This is a genomic window from Nocardioides sp. CPCC 206348 (genome assembly GCF_048654705.1).
In the GTDB taxonomy this organism is placed as follows: Bacteria; Actinomycetota; Actinomycetes; order Propionibacteriales; family Nocardioidaceae; genus Nocardioides.
In genome coordinates, this window is the sequence record NZ_JBMCZA010000179.1 from 68,072 (window position 1) to 86,355 (window position 18,284).

Sequence of the window (18,284 nt, forward strand, 5' to 3'; positions counted from 1 at the left end):
GAGGTCGAGTGATGACCCCGGCTCCGGCCGGGCGGGCATGACGTGGCGACCATGAAGCGGACCACCCGCACGCGGCTGGTCCGCTACGGCGTCAATCTCGCCATCGTCCTCGTCCTGCTCGCGCTGGCGCTCGTCGCCGACTGGACGGTCATCAAGCAGAACTTCTGGAACCCGCTCGGTGTCGCCCTCAGCGACGGCAACTGGGGCGACCTGATCACCATCGGCGCCCTCAACACGATCAAGTACACCGTGATCGCGTTCGCCGGTGGCCTGGTGCTCGCCGTCGTCCTCGCGCTGATGCGCATGTCGCCGATCGCGACGTTGCGCTGGATCGCGACCGTGTACGTCGAGTTCTTCCGCGGGTTGCCGGCGCTGGTCGTCATCCTGTTCATGGGGTTCGGCGTGCCGATCGCGTTCCAGTGGTCACCGCCGGGCGGCCTGGTCGGGGCAGGCCTGCTCGCCCTGATCATGGTGGCCGGTGCCTACATGGCCGAGACGCTGCGTGCCGGCATCCAGGCCGTTCCCAAGGGCCAGACCGAGGCGGCGCGGTCCCTCGGCATGGGGCCGATGTCCACGATGTTCAAGGTGGTCCTCCCCCAGGCCTTCCGCGTGGTGATCCCGCCGTTGACCAACGAGTTCGTGCTCCTGATCAAGGACACCGCGCTGCTCTCGGTCATCGGCGCCGAGTTCAACGGTCGCGAGCTCACCAACGTCGCCCGCGACTTCCAGTCCTCGGGCCCGTCCGCCGGAACGGCCACCAGCCTGGTCCAGGCGGCATTGCTCTACCTGGTGATCACCATCCCGCTCACCCAGCTCGTGGCCTGGCTCGAACGCCGGCAGAGGAAGGCAACACGATGACATCCGAGCTGTTGGCGGAGTCCACGACTCCCGCGATCGACGTGCGCGGCCTGCACAAGTACTTCGGGCACAACGAAGTGCTCAAGGGCATCGACTTCCACGTCGACCCCGGCCAGGTGGTGTGCGTCATCGGTCCCTCGGGCTCGGGCAAGTCCACGCTGCTGCGCTGCGTGAACCGGCTCGAGGAGCCGACCTCGGGCGAGATCCTCATCGAGGGCGTCGACATCTGCGACCCCGAGGTGGACCTGGACGACGTGCGGTCGCGGATCGGCATGGTGTTCCAGCAGTTCAACCTGTTCCCGCACCTGTCCGTGCTGAAGAACCTCACCCTCGCCCAGCGCACTGTCCGTGGCCGGGGCAAGGGCGAGGCCGTGGAGATCGCGCGCCAGAACCTCGCCAAGGTCGGGCTGTCGGAGAAGGAAGCGGCCTACCCGGCGCACCTCTCCGGCGGACAGCAGCAACGCGTCGCCATTGCCCGGGCGCTCTCGATGGACCCGGACATGATGCTGTTCGACGAGCCCACGAGCGCGCTCGACCCCGAGCTCGTCGGCGACGTCCTGGCTGTCATGAAGGACCTCGCCAGCGAGGGCATGACGATGATGGTCGTGACCCACGAGATGGGTTTCGCCCGCGAGGTCGGCAACAAGCTCGTCTTCATGGACGGCGGAGTCGTCGTCGAGGAAGGCCGGCCCGCCGACGTACTGTCGAACCCGCAGCACGAGCGGACGCAGGCCTTCCTCTCGAAGGTGCTCTGACCCTCAGGCCGGCAGCCCCGGACGACTCACACGTCGCCACCGAGGTAGGCGGCCTTGACGGCGGGGTCGCCGGCCAATTCCTTGCCGGTGCCCGTACGCACGATCGAGCCCGTCTCGAGGATGTGGGCGTCGTGCGAGCGCTTGAGCGCCTGCGCAGCGTTCTGCTCGACCAGCAGCACCGTCGTGCCCTGCTGGTTGATCTCGGTGATGATCGAGAAGATCTGCTGGATCAGCTTGGGCGCCAGGCCCATGGACGGCTCGTCGAGCAGCAACAGGCGCGGGCGCGACATCAGGGCTCGCCCCATCGCCAGCATCTGCTGCTCGCCACCCGACATGGTGCCGGCGACCTGGTCGATCCGCTCGTCCAGGCGCGGGAACAACGCCAGCACCCGGTCGAGGTCCTCACGATAGGCCGCGGTCTTGCGGTCCTTGCGCGTGAACGCACCCATCTCCAGGTTCTCGCGCACGGTCATGCCGATGAAGCAGCGGCGCCCTTCCGGGGACTGGCTGATGCCCAGCTTCACCCGGTTGTAGGGCTCGATCGAGGTGATGTCCTTGCCCTCGAACTTGATGGATCCGGCGCGCACCTTCCGCAACCCCGAGACCGTCTTCAGCGTCGTGGTCTTCCCGGCGCCGTTGGCGCCGATCAGGGTGGTGACGGTGCCTTCCGGCACGCCGAAACTGATGTCACGGATTGCCTCGATGTGCCCGTAGTTGACACAGAGGCCTTCGACCTCAAGAAGCATCTTCTTCGTCCACTCCCAGATAGGCGGCGATGACCGCCGGGTTGTCACGGATCTCGGACGGGCTGCCCTCGGCGATCTTGCGGCCGAACTCCAGCACCACGATCCGGTCGGTCACGCCCATGACCAGACGCATGTCGTGTTCGATCAGCAGCACGGTGAAGCCCTGGTCGCGCACCTTGCGGATCAGGTCCATCAGCTCGACCTTCTCCGCCGGGTTGAAGCCCGCGGCCGGCTCGTCGAGACAGATCAGCTTCGGGCCCGTGGCCATCGCCCGCGCGATCTCCAGACGACGCTGATCGCCGTAGGAGAGGTTGGCCGCCAGCTCGTCGGCCTTGCGGTGGATGCCCATGAAGCGGAGCAGCTCCATCGCCCGCTCGTGGCCCTGCCTCTCCTCCCGCCGGTGCTTGGGCAACCGGAACAGCGCGGTGAGCATGCCCGTGCTGTGCTGGGCGTCGGCCCCCACGAGCACGTTCTCGAGCGCGGTCATCGTCGGGAACAGCCGGATGTTCTGGAAGGTGCGCGCGATCCCCTGCTTGGTGATCTGGTGCTTCTTCATGCCCACGATCGACTTGCCCTGGAACAGGATGTCGCCGTTCGTGGGTGCGTAGACACCGGTGATCGCGTTGAAGCAGGTGGTCTTGCCGGCTCCGTTGGGGCCGATCAGGCCGAGGATCTCGCCCTCGTTGATGTGGAGCGAGACGTCGTCGAGGGCGGTCAGGCCACCGAACTTCAGCGTCAGGCCCTGGACATCCAGGATGCGTTCAGACACGGGCTGCCTCCTCTCCCTCGTCGGTGCCTTGTTCGAGCTCTTCGAGCTCCTGTTCCAGCTGCTTGGCGCGAACCGTTCGCTTCGGCGGCAGCAGGCCCTCGGGACGCAAGGTCGCGAGCAGCACGAGTGCGGCGCCGAAGGCGAGCACCCGGAAGTCGTCGAACTCCCGGAACCGCTGCGGCAGGTAGGCGACCAGGATCGCGCCCAGCAGGACGCCCCACCTGTTGCCCTGTCCACCGACGACCACTGCCGCGAGGAACAGGATCGAGTAGAGGAGCAGGAACGACAGCGGGTTGATGAACCCCTGGCGACTGGCGTAGAGAGCACCGGCCAGGCCACCGACGAAGGCGCCGGTGGAGAAGGCCAGCAGCTTGAACTTGAAGGTGGGGACACCCATCAGCTCGGCGGCGTCCTCGTCCTCGCGCGTGGCCTCCCAGGCGCGGCCGACCCGACTGCTCTTGATGAGGATGTCGGCGATCAGCACGATGATGACCGCGGTCAGGCCCATCCAGTAGTACGGCACCTGGTCGATGTAGCCGAACACGAGGAACTTCGTCGGGTGCTCGGTGTCGACCAGCACGGTGCCGTCGCCCCAGAGCAGGTGCGGGATCTCGAACAGGCCGGTCTTCTCGTCACCGATGTTCGGCGGCTTGGCGATGTTCTTGATGCCGCGCGCGTCGCCCAGCCACTCGAGGTTCACCGCGGTGAGGCGGATGATCTCGCCGAACCCGAGGGTCACGATGGCGAGGTAGTCGCCGCGGACCCGCAGGGTCGGTGCGCCCAGGATGACGCCCGAGATCATGGCAGCCACGACCGCAACCGGAATCGCGAGGAGCAGCGGCCAGTTCGCGTGGAACGACGTCAGGATGCCGACGGTGTAGGCGCCGATGGCGTAGAAGCCGACGTACCCGAGGTCGAGCAGGCCCGCGTAGCCGACGACGATGTTGAGCCCGAGCGCCACGAGGCAGTAGATCGTCACCGTGAACAGCACACCGCCGAAGTCGACGCCGGGCGTCGAGATGATCGGCAGCTCGAGCAACGGCAACGCGTAGGCGAAGAGCGCCAACAGGATCCAGAGCAGGATCCGCACGGGCTTCGGGAGCCCGGTCAACTTGTCCTTGAAACCGATGTTCATGCCCGCGCCTTTCCGAGCGACTCGCCCAGGAGGCCGGTGGGCCGGACGAGCAGGATGAGGACCAGCAGGACGAAGGCGATCACGTCACGCCACTCACCGCCGAACAGTGCCTGGCCCCAGTTCTCCGCCACACCGAGCACCAGGCCACCCAGCAGGGCGCCGCGCAGGTTGCCGATGCCACCGAGCACGGCGGCCGTGAAGGCCTTGACGCCGAGCAGGAAGCCGACGTCGTACTTGGTCGTGTCGATCTTGAGCATGTAGAGGAACGCCGCCACACCGGCCATCAGACCGCCGATGAGGAAGGTGACCTGGATGGTCCGGGTCGGGTTGACGCCCATCAACGACGCGGTCTCGGGATCCTGCGCGGTGGCGCGGATGCCCTTGCCGAGTCGGGACCGTCGTACGAACTGGTCGAGCAGGACCATCATGCCGATCGCCGCAACGATCACGATGATGTCGATGCTCGAGATGGAGACCCCGGCGACATCGAAGCGCGGCTTCTCGAGCGTGCCGGCCATGCTGTTGTTGATGCGGGCCTTGCCGACGTATTCGCTGAGGTCGTCCTCGAGGCCGAACCAGCCGGCGATGCGGTCGCGCAGGCCCATGATCTCGGCGAGGACGAACGAGGCACCGATCGCGGAGATCAGGGCGATCAGGCGCGGTGCGTCCCGTTCGATCAGGCTGCGATAGGCCACCCGCTCGAGAGCCAGTGCGATCAGGGCGGACAACGCCATCGAGGCGAACAACGCCACGATCAGGATCGCGATCAGCTTCACGCCGTTCGCATCAGCCGCATTGAGGGCGATGACCGTCCAGAGTGTCGCGAACGTGCCGTACATGAACACTTCGGAGTGAGCGAAGTTGATCAGCTGGAGAACGCCGTAGACCATCGTGTAGCCGAGCGCGATCAGCGCGTAGATGGCACCAAACGCGAGCCCGGTGATGGTGAGCTCGGGAAGGTTGTTGAAGAAGAATTCGAAATTCACCCAGGCCTCCTGGCCCCTGGTTGTGGACAGAGAGGCGGTCGGGGACGCACGTCCCCGACCGCCGCACTGTCATGGTTGTGAAACGGTTCAGCCGTCGATCACTTGATCTCGCCCTCGGGGACGATGGCGCCGCCCTTGACCGTGTACGCGTACACGTGGACGTCGGCCGGCTCACCCGTCTTGTCGAACTTCAGCTGCTTGGTGATGCCCTTCTCGTCGTAGTCGTTGACGAAGGCGAGCAGGTCCTCGCGGTTGTCGATGCCCGACTCGATGCCGTCGAGGAAGATGTTCGCGGCGTCGTACGCCTCGGCGGCATAGGTGCCCGGCGCCTCGCCGAACTCCGCCTCGTAGTCCTTCGCGAAGGTCGCGACGGCCGGGTCGGTGTCCGGGATGCACGGGCAGGTGATGATGGTGCCCTCAGCGGCGTCCTTCGCGTCGAGGAACGCCGGGTCCTTCACGCCGTCGGCAACGACGAACTTGCCGTCGTAGCCACCGTCGCGGAGCTGACCGATGAGGATCGTCGCCTCGGCGTAGTAACCACCGAAGAAGACAGCGTCCGGCTTGGCGTCGTTCACCTTGGTGACCGTCGTGGAGAAGTCAGTCTGGCCCGTCTGGATGGTGTCGGTGCCCTTGACCGCGCCAGAGAGGTCCTTCTCGACGATGCCGGCAAGGCCGGCGCCGTACTCGGAGGCGTCATCGATGACGAAGACCGAGGCGGCCTTCAGCGTGTCCTTGATGTACTTGGCAGCGGCGGGACCCTGGGTCGCGTCGTTGCCGAGGGCACGGTGGAAGGTGTCCCAGCCGTTGGTGGACAGACCGGGGTTGGTGCCCGACGGGGTGACCGTCGGAACGCCGGCCTCGGCGAAGATCGGGCCAGCTGCGGCACCTTCACCGGAGAAGGCCGGGCCCACGACACCGACGATGGACTCGTCGCCCGCGACCTCGGTGGCCAGCGACGGAGCCTCGTCCGGGCTGCCCTGCGAGTCGTACTTGACCATTTCGACGTCGCAGTCGGCGTCGTCGTTGTACTCGTCGACGGCGAGCTGCATGCCCTGGATGATCGGCTTGCCGAGGCCAGCCGCCGGCCCGGTCTCCGGGCCGAAGAACGCGAGCTTGAGATCGCAGGCGGCGTCGCTGCCGCCGTCGCCGTCCTCAGTGGTCCCACATGCCGTCAGTGAAAGGCCGAGGGTCAGCACAACCGCGCCGAGCCCGACTACCTTGTTACGCCTCAAGACAATTCCCGCTTCCTGTGTCGTTCCGGCGTGCAGCGGTCGCTGCACGCGGAGGACGTGTCCTGCCGCGGGAACCTACACCCGCATTCGGGTGGGGCGGAAGCAACTCGGCGGCTCTGAGGTCGAATCCTGATGAATCTGTTACCTGAGAGCCGCATCACACGGATTATTTACGCAGATGTCCCGCCCGGGACGCCGTGCGTGACAATTCCGTCGGCAACCTCGCGCATCGACATCCGCAGGTCCATGGCGGTCTTCTGGATCCACCGGAATGCGTCACCCTCGGACAGCGAGAGCTGCTCCTGGAGGATCCCCTTGGCGCGATCCACGGCCTTGCGGGTCTCGAGGCGCTCCTTGAGGTCGGTGACCTCGCTCTCCAGCTGGGTGATCTCGGCGAACCGGCTGACCGCCATCTCGATCGCCGGCACCAGGTCGGTCTGCGAGAACGGCTTGACGAGGTACGACATCGCGCCTGCCTCACGCGCCCGCTCCACCAGGTCGCGCTGCGAGAACGCGGTCAGCATCACGACCGGCGCGATCCGCTTGCCGGCGATCGCCTCGGCGGCCGCGATGCCATCGAGCACCGGCATCTTCACGTCCAGGATGACCAGGTCGGGACGGTGCTCCTCGGCCAGCTCGATCGCACGCTGCCCGTCGCCGGCCTGGCCGACGACGTCGTACCCCTCGTCGGCCAGCATCTCGGCAAGGTCCATCCGGATCAGGGTCTCGTCCTCGGCGATCACCACGGTGCGCTGCCGTGGGGTCGAGGGCGAAGGGGTCGCGGCGGTCTCGGTCACGAGGCAAGGCTATCGGGGCGGGGCGATGCGGCGCTGCACAGGCGTCTCGGCTACGGTTTTCGACGGTCACCGGCCCCGGTAGTCCAACGGCAGAGACAATGTGCTCAAACCACATCCAGTGTGAGTTCGAATCTCACCCGGGGCACCTGAAGTGTCGGAGCCTCGCGCGAGCATCGACGCTGTGTACTCGGAACACATGCGGAATCGAGCCATGGCGCTCAGGCAGTCCGGCGCCACCTGGACCACGGTGTCAGGTGAGACCGGTGTCAGTCTCTCGACGGTGATCGGCTGGTCCAAGGATCCGGAGGCGTTCGCGCGACGTCGAGCATCCTGTGCTCGTTGCGGATCGGCGGTTCTCCCGGAGGAGGCGTACGCCGCGCTGCTCGGGTTCTACCTCGGCGACGGACACATTGCTCGCGGCAAGCGCTACTACGCCCTGCGCGTCAGCTGCGACGCGACGTACCCATCAATCATCGAGGACGTCGCAGCATGCATGGCCGCCGTGCATCCGACGGGCCGGGAAGCGCTGCTCCGCCGACCGGGATGCGTCAACGTCCAGTCCCGATGGCAGCACTGGCCTTGTCTCTTTCCGCAACACGGCCCTGGCCCGAAACACCTGCGCCCGATCCTGCTCGAGGAATGGCAGCGCACCATCGTCGAGGACCACCCCGGCCCCTTCCTGCGCGGGCTGTTCCACTCCGACGGGAGCCGTGTGAAGAACTGGGCGCGCAGGCCGGTGGCAGGACAGCTCAAGACCTACGAATATCCCCGCTGGCAGTTCGTGAATGCGTCCCAGGACATCCGTGAGCTCTGCTGCTGGGCGCTCGACCTCGTTGACATCCCGTGGCGTCAGTCGAACGTCCGGGTGATCAGCGTGTCCCGACGCGAGGCCGTGGCTCGACTCGACGAGCTGATCGGCTTGAAGAGCTGACGCTCAGCGCCTTCGGTACGCCGGGGCGGCTTCATTGATGGCGTCGCCCATCCGGTGGATGCGCAGCGCGTTCGTAGAGCCGGGGATGCCCGGCGGGCTGCCGGCGACGATCACGACCAGGTCGCCTTCTTGCACGCGGCCGATCTTCAGCAGCTCCTCGTCGACCTGGCGGACCATCTCGTCGGTGTGCTCGACGGTCTTGGTCTGGAAGGCCTCGACGCCCCAGGTGACGGCGAGCTGCGAGCGGCAGCGGGCCTCGGGGGTGAAGGCCAGCACCGGGATGGAGCTGCGCAGCCGCGCGAGGCGACGGGCCGAGTCACCGGACTGGGTGAACGCGACGACATACTTCGCGTTCACCCGCTGGGCCACCTCCTCGGCCGCCTTGGTGATCACGCCGGCACGGGTGTGCGGGTCCCACTCGATGCGTCCGAACCGGCTGAACGTGTCGTCGACGAGCGCGTGCTCCTCGGTGGCGGCGATGATCCGGGCCATCGTCTCCACGGTGTGGATCGGGTGCTCTCCCACACCGGTCTCCCCCGAGAGCATCACGGCGTCGGCGCCGTCGAGCACCGCGTTGGCGACGTCACTGGCCTCGGCGCGGGTGGGCGCCGGGCTGGTGATCATCGATTCGAGCATCTGGGTCGCCACGATGACGGGCTTCGCGTTGCGCCGGGCGGCCACGATGATCTTCTTCTGGAGGAAGGGCACCTCCTCCAGCGGACACTCGACGCCGAGGTCGCCGCGAGCCACCATGAAGGCGTCGAACGCCTTGATGACCTCGTCGAGGTTCTCGACGGCCTGGGGCTTCTCGATCTTGGCGATGATCGGCAGCATGATGCCTTCTTCGCGCATGATCGCGCGCACGTCCTCGGCATCCTGGGCGTTCCGCACGAAGCTGAGGGCGATGAAGTCGACACCGAGGTGCAGGGCGAACCGGAGGTCGGTGATGTCCTTCTCGGACAGGGCCGGCACCGATACGGCGACACCGGGCAGGTTGATGCCCTTGTTGTTGCTCACCATGCCGGCGACCAGGACCTCGGTCACCACGTCCGTGCCGTCGACGACCTCCACCACCCGCAGGCGGACCTTGCCGTCGTCGATCAGGAGCGGGTCACCCGGGGCGACATCACCGGGCAGGCCCTTGTACGTCGTCCCGCAGATCTCGGCGTTGCCGTCGACGTCGCGGGTGGTGATCGTCCAGCGCTGTCCGCGCGTGAGCCGGACCGGGCCGCCGGAGAACCGCTCGAGGCGGATCTTCGGGCCCTGCAGGTCAGCGAGGATGCCGACGCCGTGGCCGCTGGCGTCCGAGGCCTCGCGGACCAGCCGGTAGGCCTCCGCGTGCTGCTCGTGGCTGCCGTGGCTCATGTTGAGCCGGGCCACGTCCATCCCGGCGTAGACCAGCTCGCGGATCCGCCTCTCGGAACTGGTGGCCGGCCCCAGGGTGCACACGATCTTGGCTCTCCGCACGTGTGCACCCTATCGGCTCGTTGGAACGTTCAGACCACCAAGGGGCGAGCAGTGGGTGGAATCGGCGCGGGCAGCTGGGTGCTGCCGGTGAGGAACTCGTCCACACCAGCGGCGGCCGCACGGCCCTCGGCGATGGCCCACACGATGAGCGACTGGCCACGACCGGCGTCACCGGCAACGAACACGCCGTCGACCGAGGTCGCGTAGTTGTTCGACCGCTTGATGTTGCCGCGCTCGTCGAGCTCGACACCGAGCTGCTCGACCAGACCGGGCTGCTCGGGTCCGACGAAGCCCATCGCGAACAGGACGAGGTCGGCCGGGATCTCCCGCTCCGAACCCTCCTTCTCGACGAGCTTGCCGCCCTCGAACGAGACCTCGACGATCCGCAGCGCGCGGACGTTGCCGTCCTCGTCGCCCAGGAACTCCTTGGTCGACACCGAGTAGACCCGGTCACCGGCCTCTTCGTGGGCCGAGGAGATCCGGAACGTCATCGGGTACGTCGGCCACGGCTGTCCCGCGGGACGGTCGACCGGAGGCTCCGGCAGGATCTCGAGCTGCGTGATCGAGGCCGCGCCCTGGCGCACCGAGGTGCCGAGGCAGTCGGCGCCGGTGTCACCGCCACCGATGATGACGACGTGCTTGCCGTCCGCACGGATCTGCCCCTCGACGGTCTCCCCCAGCGCGACGCGGTTGGCCTGCGGGAGGAATTCCATCGCCTGGTGGATGCCGTTGAGCTCGCGTCCGGGCACCGGCAGGTCACGCGCAACGGTCGAGCCGATCGCGATCACGACGGCGTCGTACCGGTCCTTGAGGGCCTGTCCGGTGAGGTCACCACTGCCGACCTCGACACCCGAACGGAACACGGTGCCCTCGCGCTTCATCTGCTCGAGGCGCTGGTCGACGTGCTTCTTCTCCATCTTGAACTCGGGGATGCCGTAGCGCAGCAGCCCACCGGGCTTGTCGGCCCGTTCGTAGACGGCGACGGTGTGACCCGCACGCGTCAGCTGCTGGGCGGCAGCGAGGCCGGCAGGACCCGAGCCGACGACCGCGATCGTCTTGCCCGACAGCCACTCCGGCGGCTGCGGCCGCACGAAGCCGGAGTCGAAGGCCTTGTCGATGATCGAGACCTCGATGTTCTTGATCGTGACGGCCGGCTGGTTGATGCCGAGCACGCAAGCGGTCTCGCACGGGGCCGGGCAGAGGCGACCGGTGAACTCCGGGAAGTTGTTGGTCGCGTGCAGGCGCTCGATCGCGCCCTCCCAGTCGTTGCGGAACACGAGGTCGTTCCACTCGGGAATGATGTTCCCGAGCGGGCAGCCCTGGTGGCAGAACGGGATGCCGCAGTCCATGCAACGGCTGGCCTGCACGTTGATGATCGGCAGCAGGGCGCGGCCGATCCCTCCCGGGTAGACCTCGTTCCAGTCCTGGATCCGCTCCTCGACGGGACGGCGGGTCGCGACCTCACGGTCGCTCTTCAAGAATCCCTTGGGATCAGCCATGGAGGGCCCCCATCATCGCGTGGGCCACGCCATCCTCGTCGAGTCCCTCGGCTTCGGCCTTGGCCTTGGCTTCGAGCACGATCCGGTAGTCGCGCGGCATGACTTCGGTGAACCGCGTCAGTGCGGTGGTCCAGTCGGCGAGCAGCTCTGCAGCCACGTCCGAACCGGTCTCTTCGTGATGCGTGCGAACGATCTGCTCGAGCTCGTCAGCATGGGCACCGGTCACCGGACCCAGCTCCACGAGCTCGCCGTTGACACGGTTGTGCTTGAGGTCGAGCACCCAGGCGACGCCGCCGGACATGCCGGCCGCGAAGTTGCGCCCGGTCTTGCCGAGGACGACCACCCGACCGCCGGTCATGTACTCACACCCGTGGTCGCCGACACCTTCGGTGACGACCGTGGCGCCGGAGTTGCGGACGCAGCAGCGCTCGCCCACCCCGCCGCGGATGAAGATCTCGCCCGACGTGGCGCCGTACGCGATCGTGTTGCCCGCGATGATGTGCTCGTTGGCACGGAAGGACGCGTTGCGGTCGGGACGGATCGCGATCCGGCCGCCCGAGAGGCCCTTGCCGACGTAGTCGTTGGCGTCGCCCTCGAGTCGCAGCGTGATGCCGTTCGGCACGAACGCACCCAGCGACTGCCCGGCCGAACCGATGAACGTCAGGTCGATCGTTCCGTCGGGCAGGCCCGCGCCGCCGTACTTCTTGGTGACCTCGTGGCCCAGGATCGTGCCGACGGTCCGGTTGACGTTGCGGATGCTCAGCTGAGCGCGCACCGGCTCTCCGGACTCCAGCGCCGGCTGCGCCAGCGGAAGGATCTCCGTGACGTCCAGCGACCGGTCCAGGCCGTGGTCCTGGGTGCCGGTGTTGCGGAGGTCCTGGTCAGGGAAGTGCGTCTCGGCGACGTCGACCTTGTGCAGGATCGGCGCCAGATCGAGGCCCGCCGCCTTCCAGTGCGTGACGGCACCGACCGTGTCGAGGGCCTGCACCTGGCCGACGGCTTCCTCGATGCTGCGGAAGCCGAGCTCGGCGAGCAGCTCGCGCACCTCCTGGGCGATGAACTCGAAGAAGTTGACGACGTACTCGGCCTTGCCGCTGAACCGCTCGCGCAGGACGGGGTTCTGCGTCGCGACGCCCACGGGGCAGGTGTCGAGGTGGCACACGCGCATCAGGATGCAGCCCGACACCACCAGCGGAGCGGTCGCGAAACCGAACTCCTCGGCACCGAGCAGGGCAGCGATGACGACGTCACGGCCGGTCTTGAGCTGACCGTCGGTCTGCACGACGATGCGGTCGCGCAGGCCGTTGAGCAGCAGGGTCTGCTGGGCCTCGGCGAGGCCGAGCTCCCAGGGACCACCGGCGTGCTTGAGCGAGGTCAGCGGCGAGGCGCCCGTTCCGCCGTCGTGGCCGGAGATCAGGACGACGTCGGCGTGCGCCTTCGACACACCTGCAGCGACCGTGCCGACGCCGACCTCGGAGACCAGCTTCACGTGGACGCGGGCCGACGGGTTGGCGTTCTTGAGGTCGTGGATCAGCTGGGCCAGGTCCTCGATCGAGTAGATGTCGTGGTGCGGCGGCGGGCTGATCAGGCCCACACCCGGCGTGGAGTGCCGGGTCTTGGCCACCCACGGGTACACCTTGTTGCCGGGCAGCTGGCCACCCTCGCCGGGCTTGGCGCCCTGCGCCATCTTGATCTGGATGTCGTCGGCGTTGGTGAGGTACTCGCTCGTGACGCCGAAGCGGCCCGAGGCGACCTGCTTGATCGAGCTGCGCCGCTCGGGGTCGTAGAGGCGGTCGGCGTCCTCGCCACCTTCACCGGTGTTGGACTTCGCGCCCAACCGGTTCATGGCGATGGCCAGCGTCTCGTGGGCCTCACGGGAGATCGAACCGTACGACATCGCGCCGGTCGAGAACCGCTTCACGATCGACGAGATCGGCTCGACCTCGTCGATGGAGATCGGCGCGCGACCGGACTCTGCGGCGTCCTTGAACCGGAACAGGCCGCGCAGCGTCATCAGCTTCTCGGACTGCTCGTCCACCGCAGCGGTGTACTGCTTGAAGATGTCGTAGCGACCGGTACGGGTGGAGTGCTGGAGGCGGAAGACCGTCTCCGGGTTGAACAGGTGCGGCTCCCCCTCACGACGCCACTGGTACTCGCCACCGATCTCGAGCTCGCGGTGCGCGGGCGCGATGCCGGCCGGCGGGTACGCCTTGGCGTGCCGGGCGGCGACCTCCTGGGCGATGACGTCGAGCTCGATGCCGCCGAGCTTGGACGTCGTACCGGTGAAGTAACGGTCGACGACGGCCTGCGAGAGACCGATGCACTCGAAGATCTGGGCACCGGTGTACGACGCGACGGTCGAGACACCGATCTTGCTCATGACCTTCAGGACGCCCTTGCCGAGGCCCTTGATCAGGTTCTTGACCGCCTGCTCGGGCTCGGTCGTGACGTAGTACCCCTCGCGGGCGAGGTCCTCGACGGACTCCATCGCGAGGTACGGGTTGACCGCGGCCGCGCCGTACCCGACGAGGAGCGCGACGTGGTGCACCTCGCGGACGTCGCCGGCCTCGACCAGCAGGCCGACCTGGGTGCGGGTCTTCTCGCGGACCAGGTGGTGGTGCACGGCACCGGTGAGCAGCAGCGACGGGATCGGCGCGAGCTCGGCGGTGGAGTGACGGTCGGACAGCACGATGATGCGGGCACCATCGGCGATCGCCTGGCTGACCTCGGCGCAGATCTCGTCGAGGCGGGCGGCCATGGCCGCTCCGCCACCCTCGACGGCGTACAGGCCGCGGGACACGTGGGTCACGAAGCCCGGGTGGTCGCCGTCGCGGTTGATGTGACGGATCTTGGCCAGGTCGTCGTTGGAGATGACCGGGAACGGCAGGGAGACCTGACGGCACGAGGCCGGGCTCGGCTCAAGGACGTTGGACTCCGGACCGATGCTGCCGTTGAGCGAGGTGACGAGCTCCTCGCGGATCGCGTCCAGCGGCGGGTTCGTGACCTGCGCGAACAGCTGGCTGAAGTAGTCGAACAGCAGCCGGGGCTTCTCGCTGAGGGCCGCGATGGGGGTGTCGGTACCCATCGAGCCGAGGGCCTCGCCCCCGGTGTTCGCCATCGGCGTGAGCAGGATCCGCAGCTCTTCCTCGGTGTAGCCGAAGACCTGCTGGCGACGCGTCACCGAGGCGTGGGTGTGCACGATGTGCTCACGCTCGGGGATGTCGTCGAGGTGGATCATGCCGGCGTGCAGCCACTCGCCGTAGGGGCGCTCGGCAGCGAGCTGGTCCTTGATCTCCTCGTCCTCGATGATCCGGTGCTCATCGGTGTCGACGAGGAACATCCGGCCCGGCTGCAGGCGGCCCTTGCGGACCACGGTGGCCGGGTCGAGGTCGAGCACGCCGACCTCCGAGGCGAGGACGACGAGACCGTCCTCGGTGACCCAGTACCGGGCGGGGCGCAGGCCGTTGCGGTCCAGGACCGCGCCGATCTGGGTGCCGTCGGTGAAGACGACACACGCCGGCCCGTCCCAGGGCTCCATCATCGTGGAGTGGAAGCGGTAGAAGTCGCGCCGCAGCTCCGACATCTCGGTGTGGTTCTCCCACGCCTCCGGGATCATCATCAGCACGGCGTGCGGCAGGCTGCGCCCACCCATGTGGAGCAGCTCGAGCACCTCGTCGAACGACGCGGAGTCCGAGGCACCGGGGGTGCAGATCGGGAACAGCCGGTCGAGGTCACCGGGGATCGCGTCGGACGTGAGCAGCGCCTCGCGGGCCCGCATCCAGTTGCGGTTGCCCATGACGGTGTTGATCTCGCCGTTGTGGGCGATGAACCGGAACGGGTGCGACAGCGGCCAGCTCGGGAACGTGTTCGTCGAGAACCGCGAGTGGACGACAGCGAGGGCCGAGGCCATCCGCTCGTCGACCAGGTCGGGGAAGAAGTTGTCGAGCTGGTCGGTCGTCAGCATGCCCTTGTAGGCGAGGGTGCGCGACGACAGCGACGGGAAGTACACGTCAGTCTCGCGCTCGGCCCGCTTGCGCAGGCAGAAGGCCAGGCGCTCGAGGTCGAGGCCAGTCAGGCCAGCGGTCGGCTCACCAGATCCAGCGGTAACGGTCGCCTGCACGAAGAGCTGGCTGAACGTCGGCATGACGCTGAGCGCCATGGTGCCGAGGATCGTGGGGTTGATCGGGACCTCGCGCCAGCCGAGGACGGTCAGGCCCTCTTCGACGGCGATCTCCTCGATGCGGCGGCGCGTCTTGGCGACGTGCTCCTCATCGCCCGGCAGGAACGCCGTACCGACGGCGTAGCGGCCGGCGGCGGGCAGGGTGAATCCGGCCTCGACGGCTGCGTCGCGCAGGAAGGCGTCCGGCACCTGCATCAGGATGCCGGCACCGTCGCCGGAGTTGACCTCGGCGCCGGCGGCGCCGCGGTGGTCCAGGTTGCGGAGGGCCGTGAGGGCCTTCACCACGATGTCGTGGCTGGCGATACCGGTGAGCGTCGCAACGAAAGCGACGCCGCAGGCGTCCTTTTCGTGACGCGGGTCGTAAAGACCCTCCGGCGGCGGGAACGCGTGCGTATAAGGCACCAGGGTTCTCCCGTCGACTACGTCTGTGGGCACTCCACTTGAAGGGGCCACAGAAGGTGAGGCGCAAGGGACGTCACTGGCCCACGCGGCGGAAGTCCCAGATTACCACCGTGTGAACCGCCCCTGACCAATCGTTAGTCGCTGGTGGATGCCTCGTCCGTCACATCGGAATCGTCCGTGACCGTCTTCTCGGTCGTTGAGACGTCAGTCTCGACCTCCGAGATCCGGCCGTCGACGTACACCGTTTCCTCGCGACCTGGTCGGTTCCGGGAGGACCAGATGAAGTACGCCGCGGCCGCCACGAAGAGCACGATCGAGGTCCACACGTTGAAGCGCAGGCCGAGCACGTTGTCGAGCTGGACGTCGTCGATGCGGAGGTACTCGATCCAGCCACGCCCCGCCGTGTAGGCCATGACGTAGACGGCCATCACGCGGCCGTAGCCCAGGCGGTAGCGGCGCTCGAGCCAGAGGATGAACGCGAACGCGGCGAGGTTCCAGAAGAACTCGTAGAGGTACGTCGGGTGGAACGTCGCCATGTCGGGCAGCGGCTTGCCGGCGTCAAAAAGCTGCTGCTCGTAGGAGCTGCTGAAGTGGGCCTTGTCGATCTCCAGGCCCCAGGGCAGGTCGGTCGGCTTTCCGTAGAGCTCCTGGTTGAACCAGTTGCCCCAGCGTCCGATCGCCTGGGCGACGAGCACACCGGGTGCGAGGGCGTCGAGCATGGGCAGCACCTTGATGCCCTTGCGCCGGGCCCCGATCCAGGCGCCGACAGCGCCGAGCGCCACGCCGCCCCAGATGCCGAGGCCGCCGTGCCAGACGTACAGGGCCGACACCGGGTCGCCGCCCTCCCCGAAGTAGCCCTTCCAGTCGGTGGCGACGTGGTAGAGCCGGGCGCCGACGAGCCCGAACGGGACAGCCCAGATCGCGACGTCCTGCATCTCGCCGATGGTGCCGCCGCGGGCGGCCCAGCGCTTCTCGCCGATCCAGATGGCGACGATGATGCCGAGGATGATGCACAGGGCGTAGCCGCGGAGCGGGAACGGCCCGAGGTGCCAGACCCCGTTGGCCGGGCTCGGGATGGAGGCGGTGATCAGCTGGGGCAACACGTCGTTGGTCCTAGTCCTCGTCCTGGTTCAGCAGGGTGTGGATGTCGGCGGCGAACTCGGTGTTCGACGTCTCCTGGTTCCACAGTGCGATGGCCTCGTCGTCGCCGTCGATGGCGAGTGTGAAGGTCGAGTGTCCACCGAGGTCGTATCCCCCGGTGGGCAGCAGCTTGCCGTCGTTGACGTAGACCGCCAACGGGTCGCCGACCGCGATGATCGTGTCGAGGTCGCCGGTCAGGCCGATGAAGTCCTTGTTGAAGCGATCGAGGTACTCACGCATCACCTTGGGGGTGTCGCGCGCGGGATCGGTCGTCACCAGCACCACGTCGACCTTCTTGCGGTCGGCCTCGTCGACCCGGTTCAGCGCGGCGGCGATGTTGTTGAGCACCATCGGACAGAAGTCCGGGCACTTGGTGTAGCCGAAGAAGACCAGTGTGAGCGGCTTGTCGGTGTCGGCGGCCAGCGAGTAAGGCTGCCCGGCGGTGTCGGTCAGCGCGATGTCCGGAGCGGCATAGGGGTTCTTGAGCCGGGTCCCGGTGAACTCCTCCGGGTCGCTCCCGCAGGCCGTGCCCAGCAGACCGAGGGCCATCAGCAGTACGACGAGGCGGAACGTCCTACGCACGCACGCCCCCGGCGACGCCAGCCGCGAGATCCTCGGTCAATGCCGAGAGCGCGGCCAGTCCGGCAGCATGGTCCCCCGCGTTGTCCAGGAGCACGCGGACGAATGCGGATCCGACGATCACGCCGTCGGCGTACGACGCCACCTCGGCCGCCTGGGCACCGTTGCTGACGCCGAGCCCGACGCCGACGGGGATGCTCGTCGCCGCCTTGGTGCGGGCGACGAGGGGACCGGCGAGGTCACTGGTGGACGCCCGGGCGCCGGTGACACCCATGACGGCGGTGGCGTAGACGAAGCCGCGGCAGGCCGCGGTCGTCATGGCGATCCGTTCGTCCGTGGAGGACGGTGCGACGAGGAACACCTTGTCGAGGCCGTGCTCGTCGGCCGCCGCGATCCACTCGGGCGCGAAGTCCGGCGTCAGGTCGGGCGTGATCAGGCCCGCACCGCCGGCGCTGGCGAGATCGCGGGTGAACCGCTCGACGCCGTACCGCTCGACGGGGTTCCAGTAGGTCATCACCAGCGTGGGCGTGCCGGTGGCGGCAACGGCTTCGACGGTGCGGAGCACGTCGCTGGTGCGGATCCCGCCCTCGAGGGCCTGCTGGGCCGCTGCCTGGATGGTCGGGCCGTCCATGACCGGGTCGCTGTACGGCAGGCCGATCTCGATGACGTCGCAGCCGGCATCGACCATCGCCTTGAGGGCGGCGATGCTGCCGTCGACGTCGGGGAAGCCAGCCGGGAGATAGCCGACGAGTGCCGCCCGGCCCGCAGCACGGGCCTTCTCGAACGCGATGCTGCTGCTGGTCACTTC

At 67.7% G+C, this 18,284-nt stretch carries 15 protein-coding genes and 1 tRNA gene; 4 read left to right on the forward strand and 12 right to left on the reverse strand.

Going from position 1 to position 18,284, the window contains the following annotated elements; genetic code table 11:
* Positions 1-51 precede the first annotated feature (51 nt).
* Together ACOADB_RS14485 and ACOADB_RS14490 are read left to right on the forward strand one after the other, a co-directional pair.
* On the forward strand, positions 52-858 hold the full coding sequence (locus ACOADB_RS14485; protein ID WP_378599861.1) for an amino acid ABC transporter permease: 807 nt from the start codon (positions 52-54) through the stop codon (positions 856-858).
* The gene (locus ACOADB_RS14490) at positions 855-1,613 is read left to right on the forward strand and encodes an amino acid ABC transporter ATP-binding protein (protein ID WP_378599864.1); all 759 of its coding nucleotides are present in this window, start codon (positions 855-857) and stop codon (positions 1,611-1,613) included. The genes ACOADB_RS14485 and ACOADB_RS14490 overlap by 4 nt, the downstream gene beginning before the upstream one ends.
* 26 nt (positions 1,614-1,639) lie before the next feature.
* Here the strand turns inward: ACOADB_RS14490 and ACOADB_RS14495 are convergent, their stop codons facing one another.
* The 6 genes from ACOADB_RS14495 to ACOADB_RS14520 form a co-directional block, all read right to left on the reverse strand.
* Positions 1,640-2,359, reverse strand: coding sequence for an ABC transporter ATP-binding protein (locus ACOADB_RS14495; RefSeq protein WP_378599866.1), 720 nt, complete (start codon positions 2,357-2,359; stop codon positions 1,640-1,642).
* Complete coding sequence (locus ACOADB_RS14500; protein ID WP_378599869.1) at positions 2,349-3,128, reverse strand: ABC transporter ATP-binding protein; 780 nt, start codon at positions 3,126-3,128, stop codon at positions 2,349-2,351. Before ACOADB_RS14500 ends, ACOADB_RS14495 begins: the two co-directional genes overlap by 11 nt.
* The gene (locus ACOADB_RS14505) at positions 3,121-4,263 is read right to left on the reverse strand and encodes a branched-chain amino acid ABC transporter permease (protein WP_378599871.1); all 1,143 of its coding nucleotides are present in this window, start codon (positions 4,261-4,263) and stop codon (positions 3,121-3,123) included. The genes ACOADB_RS14500 and ACOADB_RS14505 overlap by 8 nt, the downstream gene beginning before the upstream one ends.
* Entirely contained in the window at positions 4,260-5,249 is a 990-nt protein-coding gene (locus tag ACOADB_RS14510) for a branched-chain amino acid ABC transporter permease (RefSeq protein WP_378599874.1), read from the reverse strand. Before ACOADB_RS14510 ends, ACOADB_RS14505 begins: the two co-directional genes overlap by 4 nt.
* Positions 5,250-5,347: 98 nt before the next feature.
* Positions 5,348-6,481 carry a branched-chain amino acid ABC transporter substrate-binding protein gene (locus ACOADB_RS14515; RefSeq protein WP_378599877.1) on the reverse strand — a complete coding sequence of 378 codons (1,134 nt, stop codon included), beginning with the start codon at positions 6,479-6,481 and terminating at the stop codon, positions 5,348-5,350.
* 170 nt (positions 6,482-6,651) lie between these two features.
* Positions 6,652-7,278 carry an ANTAR domain-containing response regulator gene (locus tag ACOADB_RS14520; protein WP_378599879.1) on the reverse strand — a complete coding sequence of 209 codons (627 nt, stop codon included), beginning with the start codon at positions 7,276-7,278 and terminating at the stop codon, positions 6,652-6,654.
* A 72-nt stretch (positions 7,279-7,350) separates the two neighbouring features.
* Here ACOADB_RS14520 and ACOADB_RS14525 point away from each other — a divergent pair.
* Together ACOADB_RS14525 and ACOADB_RS14530 are read left to right on the forward strand one after the other, a co-directional pair.
* A tRNA-Leu gene (locus ACOADB_RS14525) sits at positions 7,351-7,423 on the forward strand.
* A gap of 66 nt (positions 7,424-7,489) precedes the next feature.
* Complete coding sequence (locus ACOADB_RS14530) at positions 7,490-8,209, forward strand: transcriptional regulator (RefSeq protein ID WP_378599882.1); 720 nt, start codon at positions 7,490-7,492, stop codon at positions 8,207-8,209.
* Between the two features lie 3 nt (positions 8,210-8,212).
* On the opposite strand, the gene pyk is transcribed toward ACOADB_RS14530, so the two are convergent.
* From pyk to trpA, 6 genes are all read right to left on the reverse strand, one after another.
* Positions 8,213-9,676, reverse strand: coding sequence for a pyruvate kinase (gene pyk / locus ACOADB_RS14535; protein ID WP_378599884.1), 1,464 nt, complete (start codon positions 9,674-9,676; stop codon positions 8,213-8,215).
* Positions 9,677-9,705: 29 nt separating this feature from the next.
* Positions 9,706-11,175, reverse strand: a complete 1,470-nt coding sequence (locus tag ACOADB_RS14540) for a glutamate synthase subunit beta (protein ID WP_378599887.1) — start codon at positions 11,173-11,175, stop codon at positions 9,706-9,708.
* Positions 11,168-15,757, reverse strand: a complete 4,590-nt coding sequence (gene gltB / locus ACOADB_RS14545) for a glutamate synthase large subunit (RefSeq protein WP_378599889.1) — start codon at positions 15,755-15,757, stop codon at positions 11,168-11,170. Before gltB ends, ACOADB_RS14540 begins: the two co-directional genes overlap by 8 nt.
* Before the next feature lie 134 nt (positions 15,758-15,891).
* Positions 15,892-16,860 (reverse strand): prolipoprotein diacylglyceryl transferase, encoded by a 969-nt coding sequence (gene lgt / locus ACOADB_RS14550; protein ID WP_378599892.1) that lies wholly within the window; start codon positions 16,858-16,860, stop codon positions 15,892-15,894.
* 10 nt (positions 16,861-16,870) lie between these two features.
* Positions 16,871-17,479 (reverse strand): SCO family protein, encoded by a 609-nt coding sequence (locus ACOADB_RS14555; protein ID WP_378599894.1) that lies wholly within the window; start codon positions 17,477-17,479, stop codon positions 16,871-16,873.
* Complete coding sequence (trpA, locus tag ACOADB_RS14560; protein WP_378599956.1) at positions 17,472-18,281, reverse strand: tryptophan synthase subunit alpha; 810 nt, start codon at positions 18,279-18,281, stop codon at positions 17,472-17,474. The genes ACOADB_RS14555 and trpA overlap by 8 nt, the downstream gene beginning before the upstream one ends.
* Positions 18,282-18,284 lie beyond the last annotated feature (3 nt).

Coding starts and splice junctions, on each gene's coding strand:
- ACOADB_RS14485 (WP_378599861.1), top strand. CDS start 52: ATGAAGCGGACCACCCGCACGCGGCTGGTCCGCTACGGCGTCAATCTC.
- ACOADB_RS14530 (WP_378599882.1), top strand. CDS start 7,490: ATGGCGCTCAGGCAGTCCGGCGCCACCTGGACCACGGTGTCAGGTGAG.
- ACOADB_RS14490 (WP_378599864.1), top strand. CDS start 855: ATGACATCCGAGCTGTTGGCGGAGTCCACGACTCCCGCGATCGACGTG.
- ACOADB_RS14540 (WP_378599887.1), bottom strand. CDS start 11,175: ATGGCTGATCCCAAGGGATTCTTGAAGAGCGACCGTGAGGTCGCGACC.
- ACOADB_RS14495 (WP_378599866.1), bottom strand. CDS start 2,359: ATGCTTCTTGAGGTCGAAGGCCTCTGTGTCAACTACGGGCACATCGAG.
- ACOADB_RS14505 (WP_378599871.1), bottom strand. CDS start 4,263: ATGAACATCGGTTTCAAGGACAAGTTGACCGGGCTCCCGAAGCCCGTG.